The organism is uncultured Oscillibacter sp. (genome assembly GCF_950073225.1).
GTDB lineage: Bacteria > Bacillota > Clostridia > Oscillospirales > Oscillospiraceae > Oscillibacter.
In genome coordinates this window covers 60,871-87,419 of the sequence record NZ_CATMPS010000002.1, presented here as the reverse complement: position 1 = coordinate 87,419, position 26,549 = coordinate 60,871, and the positions used below count along the sequence as shown (strand labels likewise).

General features: G+C 56.4%; 29 protein-coding genes and 1 other annotated feature. Of the genes, 4 read left to right on the top strand and 25 right to left on the bottom strand.

What is annotated here, in order from left to right:
• The 7 genes from Q1M04_RS02025 to Q1M04_RS01995 are packed head-to-tail and all read right to left on the bottom strand — an operon-like array spanning position 1 to position 4,074.
• Positions 1 to 531, bottom strand: coding sequence for a hypothetical protein (locus Q1M04_RS02025; RefSeq protein WP_297996897.1), 531 nt, complete (start codon positions 529 to 531; stop codon positions 1 to 3).
• A complete protein-coding gene (locus Q1M04_RS02020; RefSeq protein ID WP_297996900.1) occupies positions 515 to 997 on the bottom strand; it encodes a stage III sporulation protein AF in 483 nt (160 codons plus the stop codon). The genes Q1M04_RS02025 and Q1M04_RS02020 overlap by 17 nt, the downstream gene beginning before the upstream one ends.
• Positions 994 to 2,073: a stage III sporulation protein AE gene (locus Q1M04_RS02015; RefSeq protein ID WP_297996902.1), complete on the bottom strand. Its 1,080-nt coding sequence runs from the start codon at positions 2,071 to 2,073 to the stop codon at positions 994 to 996. The genes Q1M04_RS02020 and Q1M04_RS02015 overlap by 4 nt, the downstream gene beginning before the upstream one ends.
• A complete protein-coding gene (locus tag Q1M04_RS02010) occupies positions 2,070 to 2,459 on the bottom strand; it encodes a SpoIIIAC/SpoIIIAD family protein (protein WP_204790888.1) in 390 nt (129 codons plus the stop codon). The genes Q1M04_RS02015 and Q1M04_RS02010 overlap by 4 nt, the downstream gene beginning before the upstream one ends.
• A 2-nt stretch (positions 2,460 to 2,461) precedes the next feature.
• Complete coding sequence (spoIIIAC, locus tag Q1M04_RS02005; protein ID WP_204790889.1) at positions 2,462 to 2,656, bottom strand: stage III sporulation protein AC; 195 nt, start codon at positions 2,654 to 2,656, stop codon at positions 2,462 to 2,464.
• A 12-nt stretch (positions 2,657 to 2,668) separates the two neighbouring features.
• Positions 2,669 to 3,166: a stage III sporulation protein AB gene (locus Q1M04_RS02000; RefSeq protein WP_297996905.1), complete on the bottom strand. Its 498-nt coding sequence runs from the start codon at positions 3,164 to 3,166 to the stop codon at positions 2,669 to 2,671.
• On the bottom strand, positions 3,160 to 4,074 hold the full coding sequence (locus Q1M04_RS01995; protein ID WP_297996907.1) for a stage III sporulation protein AA: 915 nt from the start codon (positions 4,072 to 4,074) through the stop codon (positions 3,160 to 3,162). The genes Q1M04_RS02000 and Q1M04_RS01995 overlap by 7 nt, the downstream gene beginning before the upstream one ends.
• Before the next feature lie 182 nt (positions 4,075 to 4,256).
• On the opposite strand from Q1M04_RS01995, the gene Q1M04_RS01990 reads away from it, so the two are divergent.
• Both Q1M04_RS01990 and Q1M04_RS01985 read left to right on the top strand, forming a co-directional pair.
• Positions 4,257 to 4,460 (top strand): helix-turn-helix transcriptional regulator, encoded by a 204-nt coding sequence (locus Q1M04_RS01990; RefSeq protein ID WP_297996909.1) that lies wholly within the window; start codon positions 4,257 to 4,259, stop codon positions 4,458 to 4,460.
• Complete coding sequence (locus Q1M04_RS01985) at positions 4,457 to 4,873, top strand: hypothetical protein (RefSeq protein WP_297996911.1); 417 nt, start codon at positions 4,457 to 4,459, stop codon at positions 4,871 to 4,873. The genes Q1M04_RS01990 and Q1M04_RS01985 overlap by 4 nt, the downstream gene beginning before the upstream one ends.
• Positions 4,874 to 5,171: 298 nt before the next feature.
• Here the strand turns inward: Q1M04_RS01985 and Q1M04_RS01980 are convergent, their stop codons facing one another.
• The 18 genes from Q1M04_RS01980 to tyrS form a co-directional block, all read right to left on the bottom strand.
• Positions 5,172 to 6,044, bottom strand: a complete 873-nt coding sequence (locus Q1M04_RS01980) for a TylF/MycF/NovP-related O-methyltransferase (protein WP_297996913.1) — start codon at positions 6,042 to 6,044, stop codon at positions 5,172 to 5,174.
• Complete coding sequence (locus tag Q1M04_RS01975; RefSeq protein ID WP_297996915.1) at positions 6,041 to 6,949, bottom strand: NAD(P)-dependent oxidoreductase; 909 nt, start codon at positions 6,947 to 6,949, stop codon at positions 6,041 to 6,043. Before Q1M04_RS01975 ends, Q1M04_RS01980 begins: the two co-directional genes overlap by 4 nt.
• Positions 6,950 to 6,970: 21 nt before the next feature.
• Positions 6,971 to 7,996, bottom strand: a complete 1,026-nt coding sequence (locus Q1M04_RS01970; protein WP_297996917.1) for a CatB-related O-acetyltransferase — start codon at positions 7,994 to 7,996, stop codon at positions 6,971 to 6,973.
• A gap of 36 nt (positions 7,997 to 8,032) precedes the next feature.
• On the bottom strand, positions 8,033 to 8,284 hold the full coding sequence (locus tag Q1M04_RS01965) for a hypothetical protein (protein ID WP_297997039.1): 252 nt from the start codon (positions 8,282 to 8,284) through the stop codon (positions 8,033 to 8,035).
• Positions 8,284 to 8,796, bottom strand: coding sequence for a methyltransferase domain-containing protein (locus Q1M04_RS01960; protein ID WP_297996919.1), 513 nt, complete (start codon positions 8,794 to 8,796; stop codon positions 8,284 to 8,286). The genes Q1M04_RS01965 and Q1M04_RS01960 overlap by 1 nt, the downstream gene beginning before the upstream one ends.
• Positions 8,797 to 8,905: 109 nt before the next feature.
• The gene (locus Q1M04_RS01955) at positions 8,906 to 9,370 is read right to left on the bottom strand and encodes a methyltransferase domain-containing protein (RefSeq protein ID WP_297996921.1); all 465 of its coding nucleotides are present in this window, start codon (positions 9,368 to 9,370) and stop codon (positions 8,906 to 8,908) included.
• Positions 9,371 to 9,393: 23 nt separating this feature from the next.
• Positions 9,394 to 9,957, bottom strand: coding sequence for a dTDP-4-dehydrorhamnose 3,5-epimerase family protein (gene rfbC / locus Q1M04_RS01950; protein WP_297996923.1), 564 nt, complete (start codon positions 9,955 to 9,957; stop codon positions 9,394 to 9,396).
• 2 nt (positions 9,958 to 9,959) lie between these two features.
• Entirely contained in the window at positions 9,960 to 11,063 is a 1,104-nt protein-coding gene (locus tag Q1M04_RS01945; RefSeq protein WP_297996925.1) for a radical SAM protein, read from the bottom strand.
• The gene (locus tag Q1M04_RS01940; RefSeq protein WP_297996927.1) at positions 11,060 to 11,632 is read right to left on the bottom strand and encodes an SIS domain-containing protein; all 573 of its coding nucleotides are present in this window, start codon (positions 11,630 to 11,632) and stop codon (positions 11,060 to 11,062) included. Before Q1M04_RS01940 ends, Q1M04_RS01945 begins: the two co-directional genes overlap by 4 nt.
• 26 nt (positions 11,633 to 11,658) lie before the next feature.
• Positions 11,659 to 12,837, bottom strand: a complete 1,179-nt coding sequence (locus tag Q1M04_RS01935; RefSeq protein WP_297996929.1) for an HAD-IIIA family hydrolase — start codon at positions 12,835 to 12,837, stop codon at positions 11,659 to 11,661.
• A gap of 10 nt (positions 12,838 to 12,847) precedes the next feature.
• Entirely contained in the window at positions 12,848 to 14,362 is a 1,515-nt protein-coding gene (locus Q1M04_RS01930) for a glycosyltransferase family 2 protein (protein WP_297996931.1), read from the bottom strand.
• Between the two features lie 17 nt (positions 14,363 to 14,379).
• Positions 14,380 to 15,366 carry a GHMP kinase gene (locus Q1M04_RS01925; protein WP_297996933.1) on the bottom strand — a complete coding sequence of 329 codons (987 nt, stop codon included), beginning with the start codon at positions 15,364 to 15,366 and terminating at the stop codon, positions 14,380 to 14,382.
• A 4-nt stretch (positions 15,367 to 15,370) separates the two neighbouring features.
• Positions 15,371 to 16,270, bottom strand: a complete 900-nt coding sequence (locus Q1M04_RS01920; RefSeq protein ID WP_297996935.1) for a class I SAM-dependent methyltransferase — start codon at positions 16,268 to 16,270, stop codon at positions 15,371 to 15,373.
• Position 16,271: 1 nt separating this feature from the next.
• Entirely contained in the window at positions 16,272 to 18,191 is a 1,920-nt protein-coding gene (locus Q1M04_RS01915; RefSeq protein ID WP_300446315.1) for an FkbM family methyltransferase, read from the bottom strand.
• Positions 18,192 to 18,334: 143 nt separating this feature from the next.
• The gene (locus tag Q1M04_RS01910; RefSeq protein WP_297996939.1) at positions 18,335 to 20,479 is read right to left on the bottom strand and encodes a glycosyltransferase; all 2,145 of its coding nucleotides are present in this window, start codon (positions 20,477 to 20,479) and stop codon (positions 18,335 to 18,337) included.
• Positions 20,480 to 20,620: 141 nt separating this feature from the next.
• Positions 20,621 to 22,390, bottom strand: a complete 1,770-nt coding sequence (locus tag Q1M04_RS01905; RefSeq protein WP_297996941.1) for a flagellin — start codon at positions 22,388 to 22,390, stop codon at positions 20,621 to 20,623.
• Positions 22,391 to 22,859: 469 nt separating this feature from the next.
• Positions 22,860 to 23,135 carry a recombinase family protein gene (locus Q1M04_RS01900; RefSeq protein ID WP_297996944.1) on the bottom strand — a complete coding sequence of 92 codons (276 nt, stop codon included), beginning with the start codon at positions 23,133 to 23,135 and terminating at the stop codon, positions 22,860 to 22,862.
• 116 nt (positions 23,136 to 23,251) lie between these two features.
• On the bottom strand, positions 23,252 to 24,478 hold the full coding sequence (gene tyrS / locus Q1M04_RS01895; RefSeq protein ID WP_297996946.1) for a tyrosine--tRNA ligase: 1,227 nt from the start codon (positions 24,476 to 24,478) through the stop codon (positions 23,252 to 23,254).
• 58 nt (positions 24,479 to 24,536) lie between these two features.
• Positions 24,537 to 24,781 (bottom strand) — a binding site (T-box leader).
• 185 nt (positions 24,782 to 24,966) lie between these two features.
• On the opposite strand from tyrS, the gene Q1M04_RS01890 reads away from it, so the two are divergent.
• Both Q1M04_RS01890 and Q1M04_RS01885 read left to right on the top strand, forming a co-directional pair.
• Positions 24,967 to 25,548, top strand: a complete 582-nt coding sequence (locus Q1M04_RS01890; RefSeq protein ID WP_297996947.1) for a hypothetical protein — start codon at positions 24,967 to 24,969, stop codon at positions 25,546 to 25,548.
• Positions 25,549 to 25,576: 28 nt separating this feature from the next.
• Positions 25,577 to 26,464, top strand: coding sequence for a radical SAM protein (locus Q1M04_RS01885; protein ID WP_297996949.1), 888 nt, complete (start codon positions 25,577 to 25,579; stop codon positions 26,462 to 26,464).
• Positions 26,465 to 26,549 lie beyond the last annotated feature (85 nt).

Below are 26,549 nucleotides of genomic sequence, written 5' to 3'. Positions count from 1 at the left end.
TCACTGCCATTTTGCCACCGTGACCCGGTCGGTGGGCAAGCCGGTGAGGGCGGCTACCGCCCCCGTCACCGCCAGCCGGACCTCCGCGCTGCCGCCGCCCTGGCACACCACCAGGGCTCCCCGGTACGTGGGATACGTGGTCCGCACCACCACCGCCTCGTCTCCCCCGGAGCCGTCCAAGCGGACCGTCTCCGACTTGCGGGAATAATCCTCCGGCGCGGCGGTGTCCCCGCTGTAGCTCAGCTGCGTGTCCTGGGCCAGCTGCCGCTCCCCGTCGGAATCCACCGTCAGCATCACCTTCACCTGGCCCACGCCGTCCATGGCCGCCAGGATGTTCTCCATTTCCGTCTGCACCGTCTGGAGGTCCCAGCCGCCCTTGGCGCTCTGGGACTCCTTCCGCTCCGGCCGGGAGGCGGCCTCTCCGCTCCCCAGTCCCGGCCACAGCAGCAGCCCCGCGCCAATCAGCGCTACCAGCGCCGCGTACTTGTACTTGTTCCATATCTTTCGCGCTCCTTCAGTTTTTTCCTTCATGCCAAACCTGCCTCTCCGCCGGAATTCCAAGCTCCCCCGCGATCCAGTCCGCCAGGTCTTGGGAGTAAGGGCCCCTCAGCTCCGCCCAGGCCGGGAGGGGGGGCTCCCCGTCCGCTCCCGGCTCCGTCTCCACCCGGGCCTCCACGTCCAGCCCCAGCGCGTCCGCTTTGTCCGATATATATGCTGCGGTCCGCCCGGCTATGATTGCCGCCAGCTCTTCTTTTCCCGCATTGTCCAGCTCCGCCGTCCTTGCCTCAATGGCCTCCTCATAACCGGAGAAGTCCAGCCGCAGCCGCCCCAGGTCGGTTTTCAGCACCGGCTGGAGCAGCGCCGCCAGCAGCAAAAGCCCCCCGGTAAACCCGGAAATCTTCCGCAGGGTTCCCTCCGGCACCAGGGTCTGGACCACGGTCAGCATCAGCGTCACCGCCGCGATGGAGGTGAGCCAGCTCCGCACCGCCCCGATCATGGCGTCACCGCCGCCACGGAGCTGAGAACCGACACCAGCAGCAGCAAAGCGCAGCTCCCGGTCATGCCCAGCACCAGGCCGAAGGCCCCGCCCAGCCCGTCGATGAGCTTACATAGATCCGGGGCGCCCACCGCCGCCGCCAGGAAGGCGGAAAGCTTGTACAGCAGGTACTGCACCCCCAATTGCAAAAACGGATAGGCGCAGGCCGCCAGAATCGCCAGCATCCCAAAGACGCCGATGGTGTTTTTCAGCATTCCCGCCCCGGCTAGGACGGTCTCCGCCGCCGCGGCGATGATCCCCCCCACCACCGGCACCGCGCCGGAGATGGCGGCCTTGGCCACCTTCACCGAGGCCCCGTCCGCCGCCCCGGCGATGACCCGGACAGTGGAAAGGTACACGGTGAACAGCAGCAAAGATGTGGTGAGAATCCAGGTGACGATTTTTTTCAGCGCCTCGGCAATAGCTCCCAGACGGTTTTCCGGCAGGCAGGCCCCCGCCGCCAGGGCCCCGATGTACAGATAGACCATGGGAATCAGCAGCCCGTCGATAAGCTCCATCAGAAGGTCCGCCAAAAACACCGTGGTCACCTGCTGAAAGGTGGCGGTGGTCACCGCTCCCGAGGCCGCCGTGGCCGCCGCCAGGGTCGGCAGCAGGGCTTTCGAAAAGACATTCAGCTCCCGGATGGTCTCCGCCCCCAGGCCGATGAGGTCCTCCAGGCTTCCCGCCGTCAGCAGCGTCACCGCCAGAGCTCCGGCCATGGGGAGAAAGGCGGCCGCTTTCCCCTCCCCGGTTCCCCGGGCGAAGCCGTCCACCGCGCCGCAGGCCACCGCCACCAGCAGGATGGACGCCGCCCCCCGGACGCGCTGGCGCAAAACGGCTTTCACCTCCTCAGAAACGCGCTCTGCAATTCCCGCCAATCCCTGGGAAAAGCCCTCGGGGCCGGAGAGGTCCCCGATTTCCAGCATATCCTCCGCCGCCTCCGGCAGCGCGTCCGTCAGGTCCTCCGGCACCTCCGCCGCCCTGGCCTCCCCCGTCAGGACCAAGAGGAGGAACAGGAGACAAATCCATTTCTTCATCGCATCAGCTCCATCAACAGCGACAGCACCGCCCGGAGAAGGGGCAGGGCGGCGATGAGGGCGCAGACCGCTCCCGCCGTCTCCACCACCGAGGCCAGGGCCGACTCCCCCGCGTCCCGGCAGAGGCTGCCGCCGATTTTCACCACCAGGGCAATGCCCACGGTTTTGTAAAGGGGGGTGAACAGCTCCCGGGACAATCCGCTCTCCTCCACCAGTTCCCCTAAAAAGTCCATCAGCCGCTCCAGGCTCCCCGCCAGGGAGAGGAGCACCGCCGCCGCGGCCCCCAGGGTCAGCAGCAGCGCCGCCTCCGGGCTTCCCCGCCGCACCACCAGGGCCAGCAGGGCCGCCACGACGCACAGCGCCGCCGCCTGTATGGACAGCTCCACGGCTAAAAGTTGAACAGGGTCTTGATGAGGTCAAAGAGGTCGCTGATCTCCTGGACCATCATCATCAAGACCACCACCAGCCCCGCCAAGGTCGTCATCATGGCCTGCTCCTCCCGGCCGGAGCGGACCAGCAGCTGGTTCAGCACCGCCACCAGGATGCCGATGGCGGCAATTTTGAAAATCAGATCCACATCCATGTGTTCGTTCCCCTATATCAGTAAAATCACCAGCAGCGCCGCGGCGGAAAACCACAGCGCGGCGGCTCGCTTCTCCTCCTCAGGGCGCTTCCTCTCCGCCTCCCCGGCACTCTCCGCCAGGGTATTTATGACATGTGATATCCCTTTACAGGCCTTTTCTTCATCCCCTTGCAGGTCCTGGGCCAGGACGGAAACAGCGGACTTGTCCCTCTCAGACAGGGGCAAAAGATTTGCCCGCTCCCGCCAGATGCGGGGAAGGTCCTCCCCTCCGGCGGCGGCTTGGGAAGCGGCCCGAAAAAAGGCGGCGGCGGGCCCCCCGCAGTCCCCGGCCAAGGCGGTTAACACCGCGGGCAGGGGCGTGCGGGCCATGCGGACCTCCTCCCCCATCCGGCGGAAAGCCCGCTGGAGATCCGACAGCGTGTCCCGTTCCCGGCGGCGCTCCGCCCGCTGGACATACCAGGCCAGCGCGCCCCCGGAGGCGACGCAGAGACTTCCCACCAGCTTCAGCACGGCAGCTCCTCCAGCGCGTAGGCCCGTCCCTTTTCATCCCGCAGAATGCGGACCGCCAGGCGGAAAACCTGATTTTCCAGCAGGGTCCGGTAGAGGGGCTTGCGCAGCAGCTCCGGGACGTCGGCGGCGTGGATGGTGGCCAGCAGCCCTACGCCGCAGCCCGCCGCCATATTCATCGCCGCCAAATCCTCCCGGACGGTGATCTCGTCCACGGCGATGATCTGGGGATTCATGGCCCGGAGGACGATGGGGATGCCCAGAGCCTTGGGGCAGGCGTCCAGCACATCCGTCCGGGGCCCCACGTCCATTTGAGGCGCGCCCCGGTGGACCACCGCCACCTCCCCCCGCTCGTCAATGAGGGAAATCCGCTGGGGCGGGCGGTCCGGCCCCCCCTCGGAGAGACAGCGTACCAAGTCCCGCAGGAGAGTCGTCTTTCCGCCCCCCGGCGGGGAGAGAATCAGCGTATTCACAAAGCCGCCGTCTCGGAACAGCCGGGGAGCGACGCCCTCGGCCACGCCCTTCCGCTCCCTGGCGATGCGGATCGCCGCCGAGGAGAGGTTTTTCAGGTTTGTGTTGGCCCCGTCCTTCATCACCGCCGTACCGCAGAGCCCTATCCGGAAGCCCCCCCGGACGGGAAGAAATCCCTCCCGGATAGACTCGGACGCGGCGTAGCGGGAGAACTCCGTGGCGATGTCGCACAGGGTTTCCAGCTCCTCCGGCTCCACCTCCGCCTCCAGCGGCAGCTCCCCCGCAGGCAGCAGCACCGTCAGAGGCCGCCCCGCCCGGAGGCGCAGCTCCTCCGCCGCGGCCTTCTCCTCATTGGAGAGGGCCAGCGCCGCCTTGCGGAGGCGGCTGGGCAGGATGGCGGCAGCCTGTTCATAACGGGAAATCAGTTCATTTTTTGGCAAGGGAGATTCCCCCTTTCTTTGGTTACTCCACTCTATGAGCGCCCGGGGCGCTCTATGACGGGTTTGTCCAAAAAAATTATGGAAAGTGTACTTGACATTCAGTGAAACTCATGTTATTCTACTGATGGAAAGCAAACTTTCCATTAAGTCACAAGGAGATTATGAGTGAGAGGAGGCTTTTGATGAAAAACAGGCTGGAGGAGCTGCGGAAGGCCCGGGGACTCCGGCAGGAGGAGCTGGCGGAGGCGCTGGAGGTCTCCCGGCAGACCATCGGGTCCTTGGAGAATGGGCGCTACAACCCGTCCATCCTGCTGGCGTTTAAGCTGTCCCGGTATTTCGGCGTGCCGATTGAGGAACTTTTTATTTATGAGGAGGAACCGTCATGAAAGGGAAAAAGACGCTGTATATCGCGCTTATCGTCATAGGGCTGTGTTTTGCCGCGGCGTCGCTGATATTGTGGGAGGCAATTCCCAACAGCCTGGGCGGCGTGCTGATGGGCTCCGGCAGCGGCATGGCGGCCATCGGGCTGACGCGGCTTTTGATGCTGCGCTTGGACACAAAGGACCCGGCCCAGGCCCGGAGAAAGGAGATCGAAGTCAACGACGAGCGGAACGTGGCGATTCGCCGCCGGGCCAAGGCTCTGTCCGGGGACGTCCTGCAATGGGGCGTCATGGCGGCGGCATGGGTGTCCATCGGGTTTGACGCGCCGTTTTGGGTAACTTTGGCGGCAATTGTGACCTTTGTTTCCAAAAGCCTGCTGGAGGTTTATCTGGTAGTGCGTTATCAGCGGGAGATGTGACACAGTGACTGCGCCCCTCTGCCCGACTGCAAAAGGAAGCGCCTGTCGTCAGACAGGCGCTTCCTTTTGCTGCGATTCATTTTTTCGGCTTTTCCAGAGGAATCACCACGCCGCTGAACGGAAGGGATTCCACCTTGGAGAAGGCGCTGGGACGCATCCGGTCATACCCGGCGGGGCTCCAGGTTCTCTCACGGGAGGCGGGGAAATTTTTTAAATCAAAAAAGGAGGGCTTCACACCCTTCGCATAGCAGACCCAACTGCTGAAAACACATCATGAACCTGTTCCCCGCCAAAACGCTCATCGCAATGCCTGCCAATTTCCCGCCAGCATCACACTGTAGCCGTCTCCAATGGGGTATTTCCGGATGTCCCCCATATACTCACAGAGAAAGCGGTCTACAGCCGCCCGGACACCTTTGTATTCACCCGCGTCATAAAGCGAATAGTAGTCATGCACCAGAATAACACCGGAGTCCGTCATTTTGTCCTGAAAAAACCATAAGCCCTGATAGGTTGGATCATAAAGATCCAAGTCCAAGTTCACGAAGCAGAATTTTTCGTGAAGCCCTGCCGCTGATTCTGGGAAATAGCCCTTATGGATACGGCACTGCTCGGGATGAGGCATCTTTTTCATTACCAATTCCACCGAGGTGTCCGCATAATAAGTATGCGCTTGGGCTGTGGAGAAATCTCGTTGTTTATCGGCCTTCATCTCATCCGGATGAAAACCCTGAAAGGTGTCAAATAGATGCAGCACCCGATTGGGAAAGCATTGGTTGATCCATTTCGCAAATTCTCCCTGAAACACACCCGCCTCCGCTGCACTTGCCTCCTGCTCACAGTCGTTCAGCATATCGGCGAGATTTTTCAGGTATATCCGCCGGCTCTCCATAGGGGCATGAGCATATGAGGTGATGATCTGATTTTCCGGCACCCCAAGAGCAAGGCATTGCTGAAAAATATCCTCCGCACCTGTTGTAGACGCAATGACCACCGCGTCGTAAATCTGCTTCCTCAGAGCCTCCGCCGGCAAAAGAACCGGCAGCCCAAATAAGGTATCTTCTTCTTTTTTGATGTAGTTGCTGGCAAAGCCGACAACGCTGTGCGCACAGCGCAGCTTTTGATAGAGCGCTTTTCCAAAATAACCTGTCCCAAATATAATAATCCTCATATACTCTCCCTTTTTGAAAATCTGATATACCGTTCAAGGCCCTCCTCAAGGGATACGCGCGGTTCCCAGCCCAGCCGCTCTTTCGCTGCTCGAATGTCCGCCCAGAAGGGAGGCGCTCCTACAACCGGCGGCTCATAAAGCGAGAGATCAATGTGCACCTGGAGGATTCGCGCTGCGGCAGCCACCACGTCCAGCACCCGAACCGCTTGCCCGGAGCCGATATTAAAAGTCCCGCAGGAGGGCTCCCCTTCCATGGAATCCAGCGATTTGCACACCGCTTGGGCCACATCCGATACGTGGACAAAGTCATTTTGATTAAACGCGCCGCCGAGAACCGGACACACTCCGCTCCTTAGCTCCCGCACCACATAGGGAATCAGGGAGCCCGGACGCTGGCCTTCCCCATAGACATAAAACAGCCGCAGCCAATGGACGGCAATGCCATTTTCCCGGCAGAACATCTCCGCTATTGTATGAAGGGTATTTTTAGCCGTCTTGAAAGGATTTTCATAAGAAAGCGGGGCGTTTTCTGAAATCATTCCGGAGGGCTTTTCATATTCCCAGCAACTGCCGGAAATAACCAATTTTTTGATTTCCATCTGTTTGCACAGCCTTAAAACCCGAAAACCATATTCCATGTTTTTTATGCTGGGTTCGCTGCTGTAATCCGGGATTCCTTCCCAGGCCAGGTGGACGCATGCATCCATGGTTATACCGGACAGGCTCTGCTCCAGCGCACCAGCTTCGGCCAGTGTCCCCGTCAAAAATGTCTCCCCTGGATAGGGGGCCATGGCTCCGCCAGACGTGCGCACCAAAGAGATAATCTCGTGTCCGGCTTCATGCAGCGCTTTCCTCACATGGGTTCCTATGAAACCGGAAGCGCCTGTTAAAAGAATTTTGCTCATCGAAAATGTTCCATCCCTTCATCACCGCAAGCTCTCTGGAAAAATCGGCTTATCTGTTCCGTATAGAATTTTTGTCTGGAACAAATCCGCAAGGCATGTGCGGTAAACCGTTGGCCGGCTTCGGGTTGTGACAAAATAGGACGCGTTCCGCATCAAGGTCCGTTCATCCATCGTGGTTCCCTCCTGCAAAGTCACATAGGAGTCCCGGTCTGCATATTGGTTCAGTAATTTCTCAATTGCCTGGAGGGACTTTTTGTCGGAGTCTTCCTGGGGCAGGTAGAGCAGCAGCTCCACATTTGGCCGGTCCACCGCAAAATACTGCCGCAAAACATCCGGGTATACCGGGTGGGATTCCTTAACATCCGGCACAAACAAAACCACGTTCCTGCCGGAGAACACGTTTGCAGAATTGTCCGCGGGGGGGGGGCATTTATCCGCGAGAGAAAGATACTTCTCAACAAACTCTTCCACTGGGCGGATAAAATCGTCCCGGCGCTGTTTTTTCCATTCGTTGGGCCAGTCCCACCACGCGATTTTCTGGAGGCCGTCAATGATCTCCGGCTCAAAGCGATAGCGGATAATCTTCGCAGGATTTCCGCCAACAATCGCATACGGCGGCACGTCCTTCGTCACCACTGAACCGGCGGCTACTACGCAGCCGTTGTGGAGCGTCACCCCCGCCATAATCGTGACGCCGTATCCCACCCAGACATCATTTTGGATGATGATGGAGGCTTTTCGGGGGGTTGTCATAAACTGCCTGGTGTTGAAAATGGAGGGCAGCGCGCCTTGAAACACGGAGTTATAGTTATGATTCATATCAATCATAAACACAATGTCAGTTGCCAGAGAGCATGACTTTCCAATCGCGATACAGTGCCGCCCTTCATAGGGCAGGACGTTCATTCCGCTTTGAATCTCACCGCCGTCAATATAGCTTTCTGAATCGATGGACAGCATCGGAAAACCATTGAGTTCTCCCTCTGAAGCAATCGTCATCTGCATATATTCATGCGTGCAGAACTCTACTCTGAATTTTTGAATCATCGTACAATCTCCTTATGCACCAAAACGCGGATTCGTTTAGCAAGGGAGAATCCCCAGCAATTCATTAAGAGAAAACACCTGGATTCGCTCATCTATCTTTTTCGCTTCTTTTTCAATCTCTTCAAAATACACGTCATTTTCAACCAATATATAGGGAGCCTTCTCGTATGTTACATCCATCGGGGCAATGACCTTGTGCCCCGTCCCAGGGATAAATTTTCCCTGCTTAAACGGATTCTTATCAATACATCCAAGAATCCGGCCCCCATCCAGAAGGTTACAGCACATCACACCTTTTCCGCCTGCGCCCCACAGGTATACACCGGCCGGCAAAGGGAACTGGGCGCCGAGAATCTTTCCCTTGCTTGAAGATAAGTATTCTTTGTTTCCCTGAACGCCAGTCTCACCCGCTCCAGTTCATCCATGCCAGCGGGAGCAAGCTCTGCGCCCTCTCCCTCTTTTCGCGCCAGTATTGAAAAATATTGACCGTCAAAGCTGGGCCTCATTTCCATCAAGGAAAATCCGGCGGCAGTCAGCAGCCGGATCATAAACACATCGGTATAGTAGGAACAATGCTCATAGCTGAAGTCATAAAAAACGTGGTTTTTCAGAATCCAATCCAGCCTGGGTGTTTCCAGATACAAAATGGCGGCTTCCGGCAGGGCTTTTCCAAACAGGCGAAGCATCTCCAAGGGATTTTCAATATGTTCGATCATGTGACGGCTGATTAAAATGTCAATAGAATCCGAATATTGATCTAGGCCTTGTTTGAAAAATGGCAAAACGCCGTCTTTGGGCACCTTTTTCCGCCAGGACTGCGTTGATTTGACTTGAAATCCGTCAGGATTCCCGCGTCAAATCGCCTTGCCTGGCAAAAAAATCTGCCCCAATCCGGCATTCCGCCAATTTTCAAACAAGGCCTAAATATATTTCATCAAACAATCTGCTGTGAATTGTGATGCTTCCCTGTATTTCATCGGCGCTGGGATCCACGCCAATACAGGCCTGCGGCTCATACTTTGCAATCGCCCGCAGAAACTCGCCGGTGCCGCAGGCAACTTCCAAAACACGTTTTCCTTTCAGCGCATAGGCAGCGTCAATCTGCTCCGCTACGTTTTTCAGGTGCTGATTGAAGTACACAGACGTACTGCGTTCTGCATGATATCCGCTCCCATAAATCACGTTTTCCGGGTCAAACGCACGGTTGAATACAAAGCCGCAATGCTGACACTGCGTCATGCTTTGCGTGCCGCAGCCATCGTGTCTGGCCTGAAGTTCGCTTTCGCACAGGCGGTTCTGAAAATACGGAATCTTATGCAGTGTAAGCAATTCTTCTATACCGGCGCTGCCGCAAAGGGGACATACCGTTTTCATGGTTCCACTCCATCCTTGCTTTATCAGCAGTTTTTCCCAAAAACAAAGGGGCTGTCCAGCTCCGCGAAGGGCGGAAGAGCGGCGTCTTTTTCGGTCATGATGGGAGCAAGCTCCCCGAAGTCAATCCCCAGGCTGTCCCACCGGACACCCGCGTCGTACTCCGGCATATACTGAGCCCCCAGCTGGTAAAGCACTCTCGTATTCTCCCGCAGCACCAGATGGGCATTGGCGATGCCTTCCGGGATATAAAGCAGTTTCCGTTCCTCCTCCCGCATATTGATGCAGATCACTTTTCCATATGTGGGTGACCCTTTCCGCAGATCCACGGAATAATTGTTCCACTCTCCCTGAAGGCAGAAATACAGCTTGTATTGCGCATAAGGCGGACGCTGGTAATGGAAACCGCGGATGACGTTTTTGTGGAGGTTGGTGGTAATCATCGTCTCCCCAAAATCGCAGGGCAGCCCCTTTTCCTCAAACGAAGGCTTGTGAAATGTCTTTAAATTGCTCCCCCGCTGGTCCTGGTGAAAATGGGGCTGAACAATGTACAGTCCGGGAATTTCCGTTTCAGTAAATGTAAATGGCATGATTATCCCTCCCATTCCGGTGCGAATGTCTGTCCCCTCTGGTCAAAAGAAGACGGTCTGTTCCAGTTGGCCGCAGATGCCTGATAGCAGTTCCGACAGGCCGCACACATATTCTCCGTGTTTACGGCGGCCCGGAACGCCTGATACTCCGGAGAATTCCACATCTGATCAAAGCTGGAATAATCTTCCACCCGGAAAAGCTTTACCGGCGTGGACATACAGCTGCGTACGAAACCGTCGGATCCCAGGAAAAAGTCCCGCCAGCCCACGTAGCAGTCCTTATGGGGAGCGTCCCCTGCAATGTCCTCCCCCTGGAGATAAGGCAGTTTGACCTCGATTCCCAATTCCTCTCCCTGTGCCTGTGCCTGCGCATAAACTTCTCGCAGTTCTTCCGTCCTGCCTTCCAGGGACTCCGCCGCCATAGCGTCGTCAAACACGGTCAGATAAACACCCTTGACCTCTTGAATCCCCACTTTTTTCGCAAGGCGGACATAATCCGGAAAACTGCGGAAGTTAGAGTCCATCATGGTCATTACAAAGCTGAGATACGGATACTGGACCCCCAGGGCCCGTTTCTTCTCCACAATACCCTCTACGTCCCGGAGGATGGTGTCAAAGTCCGCGCCGCAGCGGATGGCGTTGTTGGTAGCCGCGTCCGCGCCGTCCAGGCTCACAGTCAGAAGATCCACCTCATACCGGAAGATGTCCTCCGTCAGCGCCTTCAGCCTGGTGCCGTTGGTGCAGAAGAAAATCCGCAGTCCCCGGGCATGGGCCCAAGCAAGGAACTCGGAGAACTCCGGATGGAGCGTAGGCTCCCCCCAGCCCAGCAGAGTCACCTCCTCAATTTTATCCGCAATGGGTTCGAAAATGGAAAGCCAATCCTTTTTAAAGACGGTAGGAGTAAAATCGGCGGCAACACGTCCGCACATTTTGCAGCGGATGTTGCAGGCGCTGGTCATCTCCAGCACCAGACGCCGGGGGTAGGACCGCAGTTTCACCGCACCTTCCAACGCCTCCCGTTCGTTTCGATCACTGTTCTCCCGGCGCAGAGGCGTCAACGGCCTCGTCTCCTTCAGATCCAGGCGGCGGGCTCGAATGATGCTCATATATTTACCTCGCTCTTCTTAAAGTAAGATACCAGCATATGGATGGCGGTCATATGCAGATCCTCCACCTTCTCGTATTCACTACAGGGAATGTGCAGGCAGATGTCGGAAAGCTCCTTCAGCCGCCCGCCGGTGAAGCCCGTCATACTCAGGATTACCGCCCGCTTCTCCCGGGCATAGGTGCAGGCGTTTACCACATTGGGCGAGTTCCCGCTGGCGGAGATGGCTAAAATGATGTCCCCCTCCGTCAAATCAATATTTTTTAGCTGCTCTTGAAAAACACAGTCGAAACCCACATCATTGGCGTAGGCCGTGACGGTAGCCATGTTATCGCAGATAGAGAGGATCTGAAAACGTCCTGCTTCCCGGCTGGTCACGTTTTTGCCCAAGTCGCAGGCAATATGGTTGGCATGAGAAGCACTTCCGCCATTGCCGAACACAAAGACACGCCTGCGCTCTGCCCTCGCCTTTTCAAGGCATTCGATCATCCGGCTGACAGCTTCCAAATCAAAACTTTGTTCCAGAGACAGTAGACTGTCTAAATATTCCCGTAAAAATAGTTTGCTCATGCTGGTTTCCTCCTTATGTCCGCTCTTCACGGAAGACGCTCCGCATAGGAGAGCAAGCTGTACTTCTCATCCACTAAAAAGCAGCGGCAGCCCGCCGCCTCTCCGGCCTCAATATCCCGCTGGTCATCCCCAATGAGGACGCATTGAGTTAAATCCAAGGAATATTTCTTCTGTGCTTGATACAGCATTCCTGGTTTGGGCTTTCGGCAGCCGCAGCCCTCGTCCCAACCGTGGGGGCAGATAAAGATATCATCCACTTCTCCGCCGGCTTCCCGGAGCTCCTGCCGCATTTTGTCGTGGATGGAGTCCAGCGCCTCCCAGGTCAACCGGTTTCGCGCGATGCCGGGCTGATTCGTCACAAGATATACGGCATAGCTCTTTTTCTTCAAAAGACGCACCGCTTCCCGTGCGCCCTCCAGCCACACAAAGTCCTTCGGCGCAGTAACATACTCCGCCTTAGGTGGGCGGCGGTTCAGTGTGCCGTCCCTGTCCAGGAAAACCACTTTTTTCGGCTGAAAAAACGCTTTCGTCAGCTCGATCCGAGGCCAGCCGCCGACGCTGTAATAGCGGTGCGGCGTGACATACGCCCCGACTTTTCCCTGGGAAATCAGAGTGGGATAGAGGCTCCCCTCAAAGCTGACGTCTCCCTCCGGCAGATCGTCCACCAAGTCCCTGTGCATCAAGATGTAACCGATATCTACCCCGCTGAGGCCAGGCGCTTCCCGCCGCTTGTCATAACAGGTCATGACGCCCTCCGGAGAAACCGCCAGATTGTTCTTCGTGTAATTGTCCCCGTTTTCGTAGACGGTAATTTGGAGAGGCAGGCCGCTTTTTTCGTACTGCGCCGTCAGTTTTTCCCATTGCAGGGGGCAGTAATTGTCACAGTACAGCAGCAAAAAGCGTTCCGCCAGCAGGCTTCTCGCGGCTTTTAAACGGCTTCCCGTTTCCCACTCGACCGGGGTGACCTGGTATTGGATCCGGATACCGAAGGCACCGCCATCTCCAAAATAGTCCATGATCTTCTCAGGCAGGTAACCCAGAAGCAGAAGGACGTCCGTAATGCCGAAATCCTTCACCTGCCGAATGAGATATTCCAGAAAGGGCCTGCCCTCAAAAGGGTACATGGCCTTAGGCGCGGTGTCGCTGAACGGGCGCAGCCGGGTTCCCCGGCCACCGGCCAGGATCACAGCCTGATGAATCTCCATCCCTGCCCTCCTATTTTTCAATCAGGAAGATATATTCCCAAATGTTCATTCTCTGGACCGCCTGGGCTGGGTCGGCGCAGATTTTTGACGCCTGCAAACCACTCACCAACGCCTCCATAGTTTCTTTGGGGATGTCCTGCACGCAGTTGAGCTGATGAATCCGCTTCACGTTCATCATCTGCAAACACTGGGTATACTCCGCCTCCGAGATTTGCAGCGGCATATCTCCATCGATGGACTGCTGAATACCCAACAGGTTTAAAAATGCCTGGGCGCTGGCGGTGTTTCGCAGCTTCACCAGAAGCTTTCCGCCCTTACGCACGCTACGCAGCAGATTTTCCGTCACCCGGATCGGCTCCGGGTAGGTGTTCACCGGCTCACCAAGGAGGACGATATCGAAGCTTGCCTCCCGGTAGTGTTCCGGGAAAAAGGCGATGCGGTCACAGACCGTGTTCCCTTCTGTTACCAGCTGTAAATCATAGAAGTATTTTGCTTTGGTGGTAAAGGCGCTGGAGACACAGTCCATAATACCTTTGGCGCGCAGCATATTCCGGACCTGAAGGACCGGCGTGCCGCAGCGGGGATCCACGCATAGGATTTCCGGTTTTTGGGGATAGGCCGCTTCCCGCTCCAGAAGCTGCATCATGGGCAGCTCAAAGTTGCTGATATCGTCCCAGGCATCAATTCCCTGGTATTTTTCCCGGTAATTTTTCCGTCCCATCGCAAGGGATTTTTGAAACTGCTCCGGGTCCTTGTCCTCCATGTTTCGAAAATCGTGGTCATGATGGACATATGTATCTCCGCAGATCATCAGCTTATAGCCCGCGTGCCGGACACGGGCGGAAATGTCGTCATCTCCGAAGTCATGATAAAAGCCCAGATCGATCGTGCCGGCAGCATCACATACCGCCCGCTTCACCATCAGAATGATGGTGATGATCCGCATCCGCTCCTGCCACTTTCTAGGATCCGAACGGTTGAATTGGGCCGCCTTTCTCTGCATGTCGTCAAAGTCTTTTACATGCAGGTCAACCTCTTGACAGTTGGAAACATGGGAGCTGACCGGACAGACGACGCCAATTGCGGGATCGCTTTGCATACAGCACAACAGATTCTTCAGCCAGTTTTCCGTCACGTACACATCATTGGAAACGGAAACAAAATACTCTGTGTGAAAATACCGCATTGCCAGAGAAAACGCATAACTCAGCCCCACATTGTTAGAAATTGTCCATACGGTGGTCTTCTCATAGGGTACACTCTGAAAATACTCCAAAGTACCGTCATCAGAGCCGTTATCCAGCAAAAGCAGTTCGTAGTCAATGCCCTTGGTATACTTCAGGATGCTTTCCACGCACCGCCGGGTCTTTTCCAGCCGGTTGTAGGCAACTACTAAAATGGTAATGATCGCCGTGCTGTGGGAGTTGCAGTTTTCATAGGCAGCCTGCCGGGCGTCAAATAGATTTTTCTCGTCCACCGGCATACGCATTCGGTCCGTATTAATCTGTACTGTATGATTTTTCATGCTCTCTCCTTCCGGCATTACCGGACATAAATGATCTTGCTGCCCTCCGGTTCCAGGGACACAGTCTGCTCCCGGTAGCGTCTCATTGCCTCCCGCACGGACTGCCGGGCATTCTCCGGAACGTACAGCATCATAAAGCCGCCGCCGCCCGCGCCCAATATCTTGCCGCCAAGGGCCCCTGCTTTCCGGGCGGCGGCATACATCTCGTCGATCTCGGGAACAGAAACACCGCTAGCCAGTTCCCGTTTCAGCTTCCAAGCCTCATCCAGCAGCGCGCCGAAATCATCCAAGGCGTTTTGCTGCAAGAGCCGTTCCGCCTCGCAGGACATTTCCACCATTCGGTCCAGGTTTCGCATTTTCTGAGGAATATTTTCCTTCTGTTCCGCAAGAATATGAGAGGAGATGTGGGTCATGTTGGTGTAGAAAAACATGAGATTGCTTTGAAGGGCTTCTTTCATTTCCGGACGGCAGATGACGGGATCCACGAAGACCGTCTCATCTGCGTTGAAGCGATACCGATGAAACCCTCCATACGCAACTGCGTACTGGTCCTGCTTGCCAATGGGATTGCCCAAGCGGTCAATCTCGATTTCGCAAGCTTTTTGCGCCAGAAATTCCGCTGAAACAGCCTTTCCTTGATAGGCAAAAAGAGCATGCAGCACCCCTACTGCCAGAGCGCTGGAAGACCCCAGTCCCACACCGGCGGAGCCCAGGGGAATGTCTCCCATGTAAACAATCTCGATCCCCTTTTCTATTCCGGCGATCTTCAGCGCTTCGCGAATGATATTGTGCTCGATCTGATCTACATGGTCCACAATTTCCGTTTTGGAGTAACTGACACGAATTTGGTCATCGAATTTTTTGTTGACCGTAATATAGACGTACATGTTGATCGCGCTGCTTAAAACCGCGCCGTATCCTCCGGCGCAGTTTTTGTAGTATCCGCTCAAGTCGCTGCCGCCGCCAAAAAAGGAGGCCCGCAACGGGGTCCTGGAGATGATCATGTAGCTAACTCCTCGTTATATATTCCAGCAGTTTTTCCTTCTGCTCCAGCAATTGAATCTTTTTATCGGCCTCTCCCATCCGCGCAACGGCGTCTACGTTGCTTTTCAACACTTCCATCGCTGAAAGAGCTGCTTTTCGGCCTGACCGAATGGACTTTTTGACCAATTTTCCCGTTTCATTGACATCAATGTGCGGCGGTTCCACAGCCTGCCAGCAGACATTTTCCACGTCCGCCAGCAATATTTTTTGGGACGGCTGCAAAACGAACTCCTCCCGCAGCTCAAAGAAGAGCTTGAAAACGCTTTCTAAAAGCGGGCAGTCATCGGTGTAGCAGAAAATTACACCATCCTTCCGCACCAGACGAAGCGCGTCGGCAACCACCTCATACGGATTTTGGAAGTCTGTCCGTCCATTTAAGACAACCATATGAAAGCTATTGGACTGCAGACCCAAGGCTCCAAAATCACCCGCCAGAAAGCTGAGCTTCGGAAGATGTTCCACATGGGAAATCCGCTCCATCCACTCCAGTTCAATCGTGTCGTGCGCGCAAACCAGCATGGACTCCTCATGAAACGTCCCCAGCAATTCCGCTAAATGGGCGCTCAACTCGCCCTGCCCGCTGCCATACTCCAAAACCCAGACCGGCTTTGAAGAGCGAATCAAACGTACCGTCAGCAGCGCATCCAGCAGCCCAAAGGGAACTGCAAGATCGGCCTCTTCCTCTTGCTGCCGCTGAATCAGCTTCAGCAGAATATCACTGATGATGGGGTGTTTCTGATCCGCCAAACGGTGCATGGAAACCCGGCTCTTATTCTCCAGCGGTTTTTCGCTGTCCAAAAGGACCACAGTTCCTTCCAAGCCGGTAAAGGCAACAGAGCCATTGTTCAGATTCAGGCTTACCATCTCATGCCTCCCCGCCAAAAATCAGTGCATAAAGCCGCGCCGCGATCCGCTCCATATCATAGACCTCCTGCGCATAAGCGTAAGCCTCCCGGCAGATCTCATCCAGCCGCTCACTTCGGCAAAGCTGAAGCAAGCTGCCCGCGAAGCCGTCTACATCGCCAATCTCCGAAGCCAGGCCGCAGCGGCCATTTCCAATCGCGTCCGAATACTCGTCTATTTTTGTAACCGCCATGGCATTTCCGGCAAACAGCGCCTCCGCAATCACGTTTGCCCCGCCTTCATATGTAGACGAAAGGGCAAAAATCTTGGCCCGCCGGTACGTTTCATAGAGCGCGTCCCTCTCTGAAATACGCCCCAAAAAGCGGATGCGATTTTTCAGCTCCGGAAACCGTTCCCAAAACTCGCTCAGCCACTTCTGGAAGGAATCCTCTATACTGCCCGCCAGGTGCAGCTCCCAGCCGGGAATCTGATCCGCGATTTTGGCGAAGGCCTCCAGAAGAACATTTGTCGCCTTTTGCGCCGTCCCCAGACGCCCTACCGTCAGGATGATATTTTCCTTTTTCGAAAAATCAACGTGCCAGGGCTTGTCTGAAAAATTATAGAAGCCATTTGGAATAAACTCAACCGGCCAGGGCCATTTTTCATTCAGGTGCCTTTGCATCGTATGGCCTGACGCACTGATCACGTCGCACCGATCCATAAAAGCCCGAAATTCCGGTTCGTCCCACTGGATCCGGTCCATCCAGGAGGAATTGGCGGCCAGGACCAAATTGATCTTTCCCTCCGGATTGCAGACTTTATAACATTCCGCCAAGGGAAAATAAGAAGGATAGGGGCCATGAAGCATGAGGCAGTCAATTTGCCTCGCGTTTTGCTTCAAATATTCCCATTTCGTTCGGAGTGCGCCATCAGGCAGGAATTCCAGCTTCATGCCGGGCACATATCGTGCGTTTGGATAATCCTCCTCAATGTTCGCTCCCACCATGCTCACCTCGCATCGGTGGTTCTTGTGGAACAGATAGGGCAGAACTCCGCAGTCTTTGACCAATTGGGCATTCTCCCATCCCTCAGAGTGAGGAATGGCAACTACGCGTTTCCTTGGGCGAACCACCTGAATCAGCGGAGCCGCCGCCTTTGCCTCTGGGACCGCGTAAATTACGGTCTCCCAGTTTTGCGGGAAATCATAATGGCGGAGATGAAAGTGATAGCCTGGATGGATCGCGTCAATCAGCCGGGGGATTTCCCACAGGTCGCTGACAATATGATACGTACAGATCGCCAGCTTCGGAAAATCATCCCGAATGTGGCGCTTCGCCCCCAGCAGGGCCGGAATCTCAAACCCCTCAATATCCATTTTCAAGAAGGTTATCGGTTCCCGGATGTCCTCATCCAGGGAAACGATTTGGATTCCTTGGGAATCCGATGACTTCTGCTCTGTCATAAAAGTGGCCGAGGAGCCGCCGCTTTCCATTGCCAAACGGTTCGTTTTTTCTCCTACGCCGCAGGGCCGCACCGTAATATGGGGATACTTTGCTAAATTTTTCCAGCAGACTTGATAATTGTCCTGATTTGGCTCATATACATAGAGGCGCTTATATTTTCCAAATTGCCGGATGAACTCTTCCGCGGTATCGCCAGTGTAGCCTCCGCAGTCCACAAATACCTCATTCTGATCACAGGAAATAATTCTTTTGTCAAAATACTGGGGGGTTTCCCCATCATAGGCCGCTTGCAGAAAGCTTTGAGCCGGGAAAATCCGATAGCCCAGAAGGTTTCCAAACACTAACCGGGATGCGTCATCCTCCAGGCGGCTGTACAGCCAATCGTAGTGCTGGATATTCTTTAACAGGTCATGAAGCACAAAACGATAGGCGCCGCTGGTCATTCCCTTGGAATAACCGCCCATCGGATACTGCTCCAAAGTTTCCTCCGGCATACCGGCCAGCTCTGCCGCGGCCTTCAGAATCTCCTCGTAACTATGGGTTTTCAGCATGGTAGACATGGCGTCATAGCCTTGGAATGCGCTTTTCAGTTCTGTTTGATTCATCATCCACCTCGGGCGCGTTACCGCGCGTTTTGACCGCCCAGCGGCTCAGCACTCTCAATCAAATACGATACCTTCTGATAGGCGGGGCTTGCCTTCAGCGCCGCCACCGCCGGATCATCCGGTGAATAGGCCGCCAGCATTGCCCGCACCTTTTCCGCCAACTCCAGCAGCTCCGGGCTGGGCGGCGGGGTCTGGAGCTCCGGCGTGTGGTTTATCAAGAATTCCACCATGTCCTTGCGGCTTTCACAGGAGACCAGTCCCTTTCGCAGAAGACGGATGTACTCTACGGAGTCCCCGATCTCCAGCGCGTCGAACGCCTCGGCGCAGTACCATCCAAAACGGTGCATCGCCGGAAGGGCCAACAGATTTTCCTCCCTCAGGACTTCCGATGTATAGCAGCCAACGAGGAAGGCCCGTTCTACCTTCGCGAAGACATGGGCCAGATACAGCCCCTTTTCCCCGTCCTTCCAATCGTAAGCCCGCACCGCCGCCAGGACCAGGGCCCGGGCCCAGGTCAGGCTCTGCCAGCTGCCGGAAAAATCAGCCCCGGTCACACACTTCAATATATCGCTCAGGTCCTCCCGCTCCCGTACCAGGCGGGCGGCAAGCGTGTCCAGCTCCTCCAGCCGCATCGGCCGCCCCAGCACGGGAAAGGCTGTCCCCACCATGACTGCGTGGGCCAGGGCGGAAACCGGCAGCTCATCCCAGTTCTCCACCGTCAGCAGCAGTTCCTCAATTTCCGCCGGGGAATCGCTCTCCAGAATCGCGGCGGCGGTTCCCAAAACGCATCTGCCCTCTAAGGCCTTGTACATGCTCCACACATGGCGGCGGAACGAGGCGTCCTTCGTTTCCGTTTTCTGATAACCCGCTGTAAATGTTTTTCCGCCGGTCTGGATAAACTGCGCGCGCCGCTTTTCTCCCCACTCCCGGTTCGGCTTTTCGGCGCGGATCCCCTCCCAGGCATCCGCCAGCAGCGGCCCGATTTCCCTCTCGCTTCGGAAATAGACCATCTGCATCGTTTCAAGGAAATTGTCCGTCCACTGGGGGTCCAGGACGCTGAAATCCAGGCCGCCCAAAAGTGCCAGCGCCTCATCTTCCCTTCCGACTTCAAAATACCCCCGCGCCAGCACAATCCGAAGGCCCATTTCACAAAGAGGTCCTGTGGTTTGTAAAGAGCCGTACAGCTGACAGGCAATGTCGCCTTTTCCCGCGCGAAAGTCCTCATAGGCTCTCAGCCCAATCTCGCCCCAATGAACGCAGGCGTCAAAGTTCTCTTTGCCCCAATAATATGCCGCGATGTTAAACGCCGCGTCCATGCGGATGAAGTAGGAATCCAAAAACAGCTCTTCCGCGATATGGATCCACTCTTCCAGTTCCGGAAGCCTTAATGTCCGCCCGGAATTGATTGCGTGGCGGAAGATGGACGGACCAAGCGTGTCCCAGCCGCTCGCCTTTTTCCGAACCAGCCGGACTGCCTCGCGGACCTGATCCAGGTAGTCCGGCTCCTCCCCGCCGCTTTCAATCATCTGCAAACGGCTCAGAAGGCTGTCCGGGTCCTCTTCCAGCTTCTTCCTGAGGAGCTTCATGTTCCGCTCCCGCTTTTCCTTCCCCTCGGGGCCATACATACAGACATAGCCGTCGTGGTGAATCAGCGTTTTGCCCAGGCCCAGATTCCGGTATTTCGGCGCTGAAGCCCAATGCTCGTGGATTGCTCCCTCATACCGCACGCCCAGCGACAGCCGCATCAGCCGCCAGGGCATAAAGGTGCCGTAATTTCCATTTGTGTCATAGCTGTAATAATTCCGCTCCGTGATAAAGGCGAAATCCCAGTTCTCTCCACCACCGTTTAGAAACCAGAGAAATTCCTGAATGTCTTCATCCAGCCACTCGTCCGCGTCCAAAGAGAAATACCACTCGCCGGAACAGCGATCAATCACCGCGTTCCGGGCGGCGGCGAAGTCATTGACCCAGGGAAAGTCAAACAGTATGTCAGCGTAACGCTCCGCGATCTCCCGGCTGCCGTCGTCTGAGCCGGTATCTGCCATAACCAGTTCGCAGTTCGCCGCCTCCCGCAGAGGCGCGAGGGATTTCAAGCACCGCTCCAGGCAGCGGATCTCATTTTTAAAAATAATTCCAATGGATAAAACCGGTTTTTTCTCCATGTTCGCAACTCCTTTGTTCCATGTCCTTGGGAAAACCGGCGTAAAAACAACGGCTTTCCCAGAGATAGGGAAACGGGACGGGCTTGTGCCCGCCCCGTAAATGCAATAGCCGGTCCGAAAAAATTTGAAATTAGCGAGGAATCAGCCCAGCAGCTGGAGAACGCCCTGAGGCACAGCATTGGCCTGAGCCAGCATGGCCTGAGCGGACTGCACCAGGATGTTGTTCTTGGTGTAGCTCATCATTTCCTCGGCAACGTCGGTGTCGCGGATGGTGGACTCGGCGTCCTGAATGTTCTCCGCCATGACGGACAGGTTGTTGGCCGTGTGCTCCAGACGGTTCTGGACAGCGCCCAGGTCGCCGCGGATGGAGGAGACATAGTTGATCGCGTTCTTGATAACATCAATGGCCCCATGGGCATTCTCCGCGGTCTTGATGTTAACGTCATTGATGGACTTTCCGTTTGCGGTGATTTTGCCGTCCTTGTCCAGGTCGAAGCCCATGGCGGTGACGTGCATATCGCCCACGTTGACATCCATCTGGTTGAAGGTGTCGCTGGTATCGCCGATCTGAAGCGTCAGCTTGCCCGCCTTAGTGGAGCTGGCCGCAGCCGCTTCCTTCTGCTCCTTCGTGGCATAACTGACAACGCCTTTCCAGGTGGCATCCTGCGGAGTAGTAGACGAGCCCGTCAGCTCATAGCCGGGCTTCGTCTTTCCGTCGTCCGTGACGCGCTCGGTCAGTTTGAGGGTGGCGCTGCCGGCATCGTTACCGATGATGAAGTCGCCCTTGTCCTTGGCCGCGCCGGAAATCAGGGCAGCCGCTTTCTTCAGGCCATCGTTCGTAATCGCGCCGTTCGCGTCGAACAGGTCGCTGCTCAGGGTAATCGAGGTTCCATCGAACTTGTTCTCGGTGCCCTTGGTGAAGGTAAACTCCAGATCGCCAATCTTCAGCGAGCCGCCGTCCGTAATCATGTCGGTGGTCAGATTGAAGCTGCCCTGCGCCTGGGTCGTAAGCTTTCCGACCACCAGATCCTTCTCGATATGGGGCTGGATACCCTCGCCGAAGTTCAGCGTGGTATTGCTACCGCCTGATACGGCGACGTCCGCGCCGATTGCATTACCAGTGGCAGTCAGGGTTGTGGTGGCCTCCGTCTTCATCTCGAAGGTCAGCTTATCGCCAGCGAAGGAATAGGAGAACCCATGGTTGCCAATTGTTACAGAGCCGGTATTACTACCACCGCCGGCAACAGAGAAGCTGGTCATACCGCCGGCGGAAACCGACGCGGTAAGGGTCACGCCCGCATAGGCAACCGTCACAGTCTCATTGCCGGTGGAGGTGCTCTCAGCCTTCAGGTCGGACAGGTCCAGGGTGAACACCATCTTCTGGGCCGTAGCGCCGTCTTCATGGTCCTTAATCTTTGTGAAGTTGGTGACCTCGGTAAAGGCGTTGGACATCGCCGCGTCCTTTTCCGCCTGGGCGGCTTTGGCGTCCAGGTTTCCGTTCAGCAGGCTGATGCCGTTGAAGTTGGCGGAGTCCGCGATACGGTTGATTTCGGCTTTCAGCGCGTCCATTTCCTTGTTCAGGTTCACGCGGTCCACGGGATCGTCATAGGTGCCGTTGGCGGACTGAGTGGCCAGGTAATCCATGCGGTTGAGCATGTCCTGAATCTCCTGCATGGCGCCCTCGGCGGTCTTCACCAGGGAGATGCCGTCCTTGACGTTTTTCTGGGCGGCGTTCAAGCCGGTGATCTGGGCACGCATTTTCTCAGAAATAGCGAGGCCCGCGGCGTCGTCACCGGCGCGATTGATTTTATAGCCGGAGCTCAGCTTTTCCAGGTTCTTAGAAAGAGCGCTGGTGTTGGTGTTGTAGTTCCGGTAGGCGTTCATAGCCATAATGTTATGCTGGATTCTCATTTTATAATCCTCCTATAAATAAAATGATTGCAGGGATTCCGGCGCTTTAGGACATCCTGTCCCTCAGCTTGTGTGGAGTACCATTCAAACTATCCGCTTGCGCACAGCAGCCGGTTTGTCCGGTACGGTACATTATTTCATCCGGCTCGTCAGCCGTCTGAAACCCATTTATTTTGGGGTGCACGCGGTTTCGTTGGACGCGAATTCAAGCGGGAAGATGAAATCAAGCTGCTGCCGCGGGGCTTTCGCGTCCTCGTCCCCGCCATCCATCCGGCGAAGCAGCTGCCGCATGGAATATTTCAGTCCGGCCTTTGTGATACAGATCGTCCGGGGTTTTGTACACCCCCGTCCAGCCGTCTTCGGTTTACTCAACCGCTTTCAATACTACATATCGGCGGCATTCTACCAAAAATAATAGTCTGAATAAAAATATTTTTCTGTCCGGGGTGTACACTTCCCCGGACAGTTTTTATACCTGTTCGACTGCCGCTTCCGCCCGCAAAGCGGCGTCATGGAAGGTGGCCTTTGGCATTGCGCAGGCATTGGCGGCTTCACGCTTTTGGGTGATAAAGGACCGCTGGTCCAGAATTTCCGTGTAGTTACACCCAAGGCGGTCAATGCTTTTGACCGCCAGCACGTCCTCCGGACGCAAGGTTCGCACCAGCCGCCGGTAATGGGGCCTTTTAAAGTCCTTCCCGGACAGCTTCTCCACCACGATGTCTTCCTCCGGAAAAGGTACTTCCATCTTTCGTGATTGCTGACAAAGTCAGCATTTGCAAGGGTTTCAATATGGCGCTTTATCAATGTTCTTCAAAGGAACACTTCTTTATGTGATGTGTTCCTTACGCCCTCTCTTTCTGCTCACCGGATATAGGCCCGGTGGAACATCTTCTTGCCCTTTTTGATAATAACGCCCTCTCCCTGGAAGTCCGCCTGGTCAAAGGACGCGGCAATGTCCGTCACTTTTTTGTCGTTTACCATCATGCCCCCCTGCTGAATCAGCCGCCGGGCCTCCCCGTTGGAGGGGCACAGGCCGCAGGCCACCAGCAGGGCGATGGCTCCGATCTTCCCGTCCTCGAACTTGGCGGCGGGCAGCTCCGTGGAGGGCATGTGCTCCGTAGAGCCGCTTCCCGCGAAGAGGCCCCGGGCGGTCTCCTGGGCCTTTTCCGCCTCCTCCTGCCCGTGGACCAGCTTGGTCAGCTCGTAGGCCAGAATCTCCTTGGCCCGGTTCAGCTGGCTGCCCTCCCATTTGTCCATAGCGTCGATCTCCTCCAGGGGCAGGAAGGTCAGCATGCGGATGCACTTGAGGACATCCGCGTCCCCCACGTTCCGCCAGTACTGGTAGAACTCGAAGGGAGTGGTCTTGCTGGGGTCCAGCCACACCGCGCCCTTGGCGGTCTTTCCCATCTTTTTGCCCTCGGAGTTCATCAGCAACGTGATGGTCATGGCGTAGGCGTCCTTGCCCAGCTTCCGGCGGATCAGCTCCGTGCCGCCCAGCATATTGCTCCACTGGTCGTCGCCGCCGAACTGCATATTGCAGCCCAGGGTCTGGAACATGTGGTAAAAATCATAGGACTGCATGATCATATAGTTGAATTCCAGGAAGCTGAGGCCCTTCTCCATCCGCTGCTTGTAGCACTCCGCCCGGAGCATGTTGTTCACGGAAAAGCAGGCCCCCACTTCCCGCAGAAGCTCGATATAGTTCAGCTTCATCAGCCACTCGGCGTTGTTCACCATAATGGCCTTGTCCGGTCCGAACTCAATGAACCGCTCCATCTGCTTTTTGAAGCAGTCGCAGTTGTGCTGAATGGTTTCCGTGGTCATCATCTGCCGCATGTCCGTCCGGCCGGAGGGGTCCCCCACCATGCCGGTGCCGCCGCCGATCAGGGCGATGGGCCGGTTTCCCGCCATCTGAAGGCGCTTCATCAGGCACAGCGCCATGAAGTGGCCCACATGGAGGCTGTCCGCCGTGGGGTCGAAACCGATGTAGAACACCGCCTTGCCGGTATTCACCAGTTCCCGGATCTCCGCCTCGTCGGTGACCTGGGCGATAAGGCCCCGGGCCTTGAGTTCCTCGTAAATCTGCATGTTGCATCTTCTCCTTTGTTGTGTTTTCGGAACGAAAAACGCCCCCGTCCCGGTGGGGACAGAGGGCGAAAGCATTCGCGGTACCACCTCTGGTTCGCCGTCTTCTCGCGAACACGGCCTCATGGAGTGCCGACACACTCCCGCGCGGTAACGGGCGCACCCGGTGCGTGCCTACTGGGATTTCCTCCGTTCGGACGCCAGCTCCAAGGGGTATTCGCCGTCCGCCTCCCTCCCCCTTCCACCAAGCCGGGGGCTCTCTTTGCGAAGGACATGACGGGTACTGGGCCTTTTCATCGCTGTGAATGGTATTGTAGCAGACGGACCGGGGATTGTCAATACAAACCGGCGGCGGCCTGCCTGGCAGTGTAATTTATCCATACGGCAAATCGAGCGGGAAACTGGGCGCGGGCGGTTTCCCGGCGGAGCCCGCTCTTGTGATTTTTGAAAATACGTGCTATGATAGATATATCAAAAAGAGGAGGCCCGCCATGAAAAAGGGAATGCTTGCCGCGCTGCTCTGCCTGATCCTCCTCTCCGGCTGCGGAGGGAAGCCGGAACCGATTCCTCTGGAGGAGCTTCCCCAGGACTACAGCCTGGAACAGGCCAAGGCGGATGGCTGTCTCGTCACAGAGGACTGTACCGTCACCAGCGGGCGGGAGAGCTGGGAGGATTTTTTAGAAGCTGTTGCCGCCGGAAAAGCCGCCTCGGTGCGGCTTTGCAGCTACTACACGCTGGACGACCCTTCCCGGTATGACCCGGAGTATTATGCGTCCATCAAGAACGACTATCCCAAGATGTCTCTTGAGGACCTGTCCTATGACGGGGAGAGCTTTACCTCTGTTTTCTATCAGGAGGGCGAGCGGTGTGAATGGAATTATTCCCTCCTTCGAAGGTTTGAGGAGGAGGTTCAATCCGACCTGCTCCCCTATGATTCCTGCATCTCCTATATACTGACCGATGACGCCGAGGCTACTTACGACCAGCTTCTCGGCAGTCTTGCCAGTTCCCGGCTGGAGGACCACATTCCATTCCACATTGTATACCGTGAGGAAATCGTCCTGGAAGCCTGAACCGCCCTGCCCATGAGAGGAGAAGTGGATGGAATATATCCCCGCCAAGTCCATCGTGAACCGGACCAAGGACCCCAGTTGGTTCGGAACGGAATACAACATGAACATCTACCGGGGCTGCTGTCACGGCTGCATCTACTGCGACAGCCGGAGCGATTGCTACCACAACGAGGACTTTGACCGGGTCAAGGCCAAGGCGGACGCCCTGCGGATCATCCGGGACGACTTGGAAAGCAAGGTCAAGGTGGGCGTAGTGGGCACAGGCTCCATGAGCGACCCCTACAATCCCTTTGAAGAAGAGCTCCAGCTTACCCGCCGGGCCCTGACGCTGCTGGAGGCCTATGGCTTCGGCGTGGCCATCGCCACGAAAAGCGACCTCATCGTCCGGGACATCGACGTGCTGGCTTCCATTAACCGGACCATGCCCGCTATCTGCAAAATCACCCTCACCACCTGCGACGACGCCTTGGCCGCCAAGGTGGAACCCCATGCCCCTCCCCCCTCCCGCCGTCTGGCGGCGGTGGAGCGGCTCAGCGCGGCGGGGCTGTTTACCGGCATTTTGATGATGCCCATTCTTCCCTTTTTGGAGGACCGCCCGGAGAACATCCGGGATATCGTGAACCGGGCGGCGGACGCGGGAGCCCGGTTTGTCTACCCCGCCCTGGGCATGACCTGCCGGGCGGGACAGCGGGAGTATTTTTACCGGAAATTAGAGGAGCATTTCCCTGGTCAGGGCCTGGCGGAAAAATACCAGAGGCGGTACGGTCCCCGGTACGAATGCGCCAGCCCAAAAGCCCGGGCGCTGTGGGAGGTCTTTCAAGAGGCCTGTAACCGCCGGGGGATGCTGTACTCCATGGGCCGCATTGTCACCGCCTCCCGGCGGGGGCATGAGACGGACCAGCTCAGCTTATTTTAGGACTTGGTTGAAAGGCGGCGAAACGCCGGTTTTCAGCCGGGTCCTAAAAAAATAGCCTGAGCGTGCAGCATTTTCCCCCTCTGGA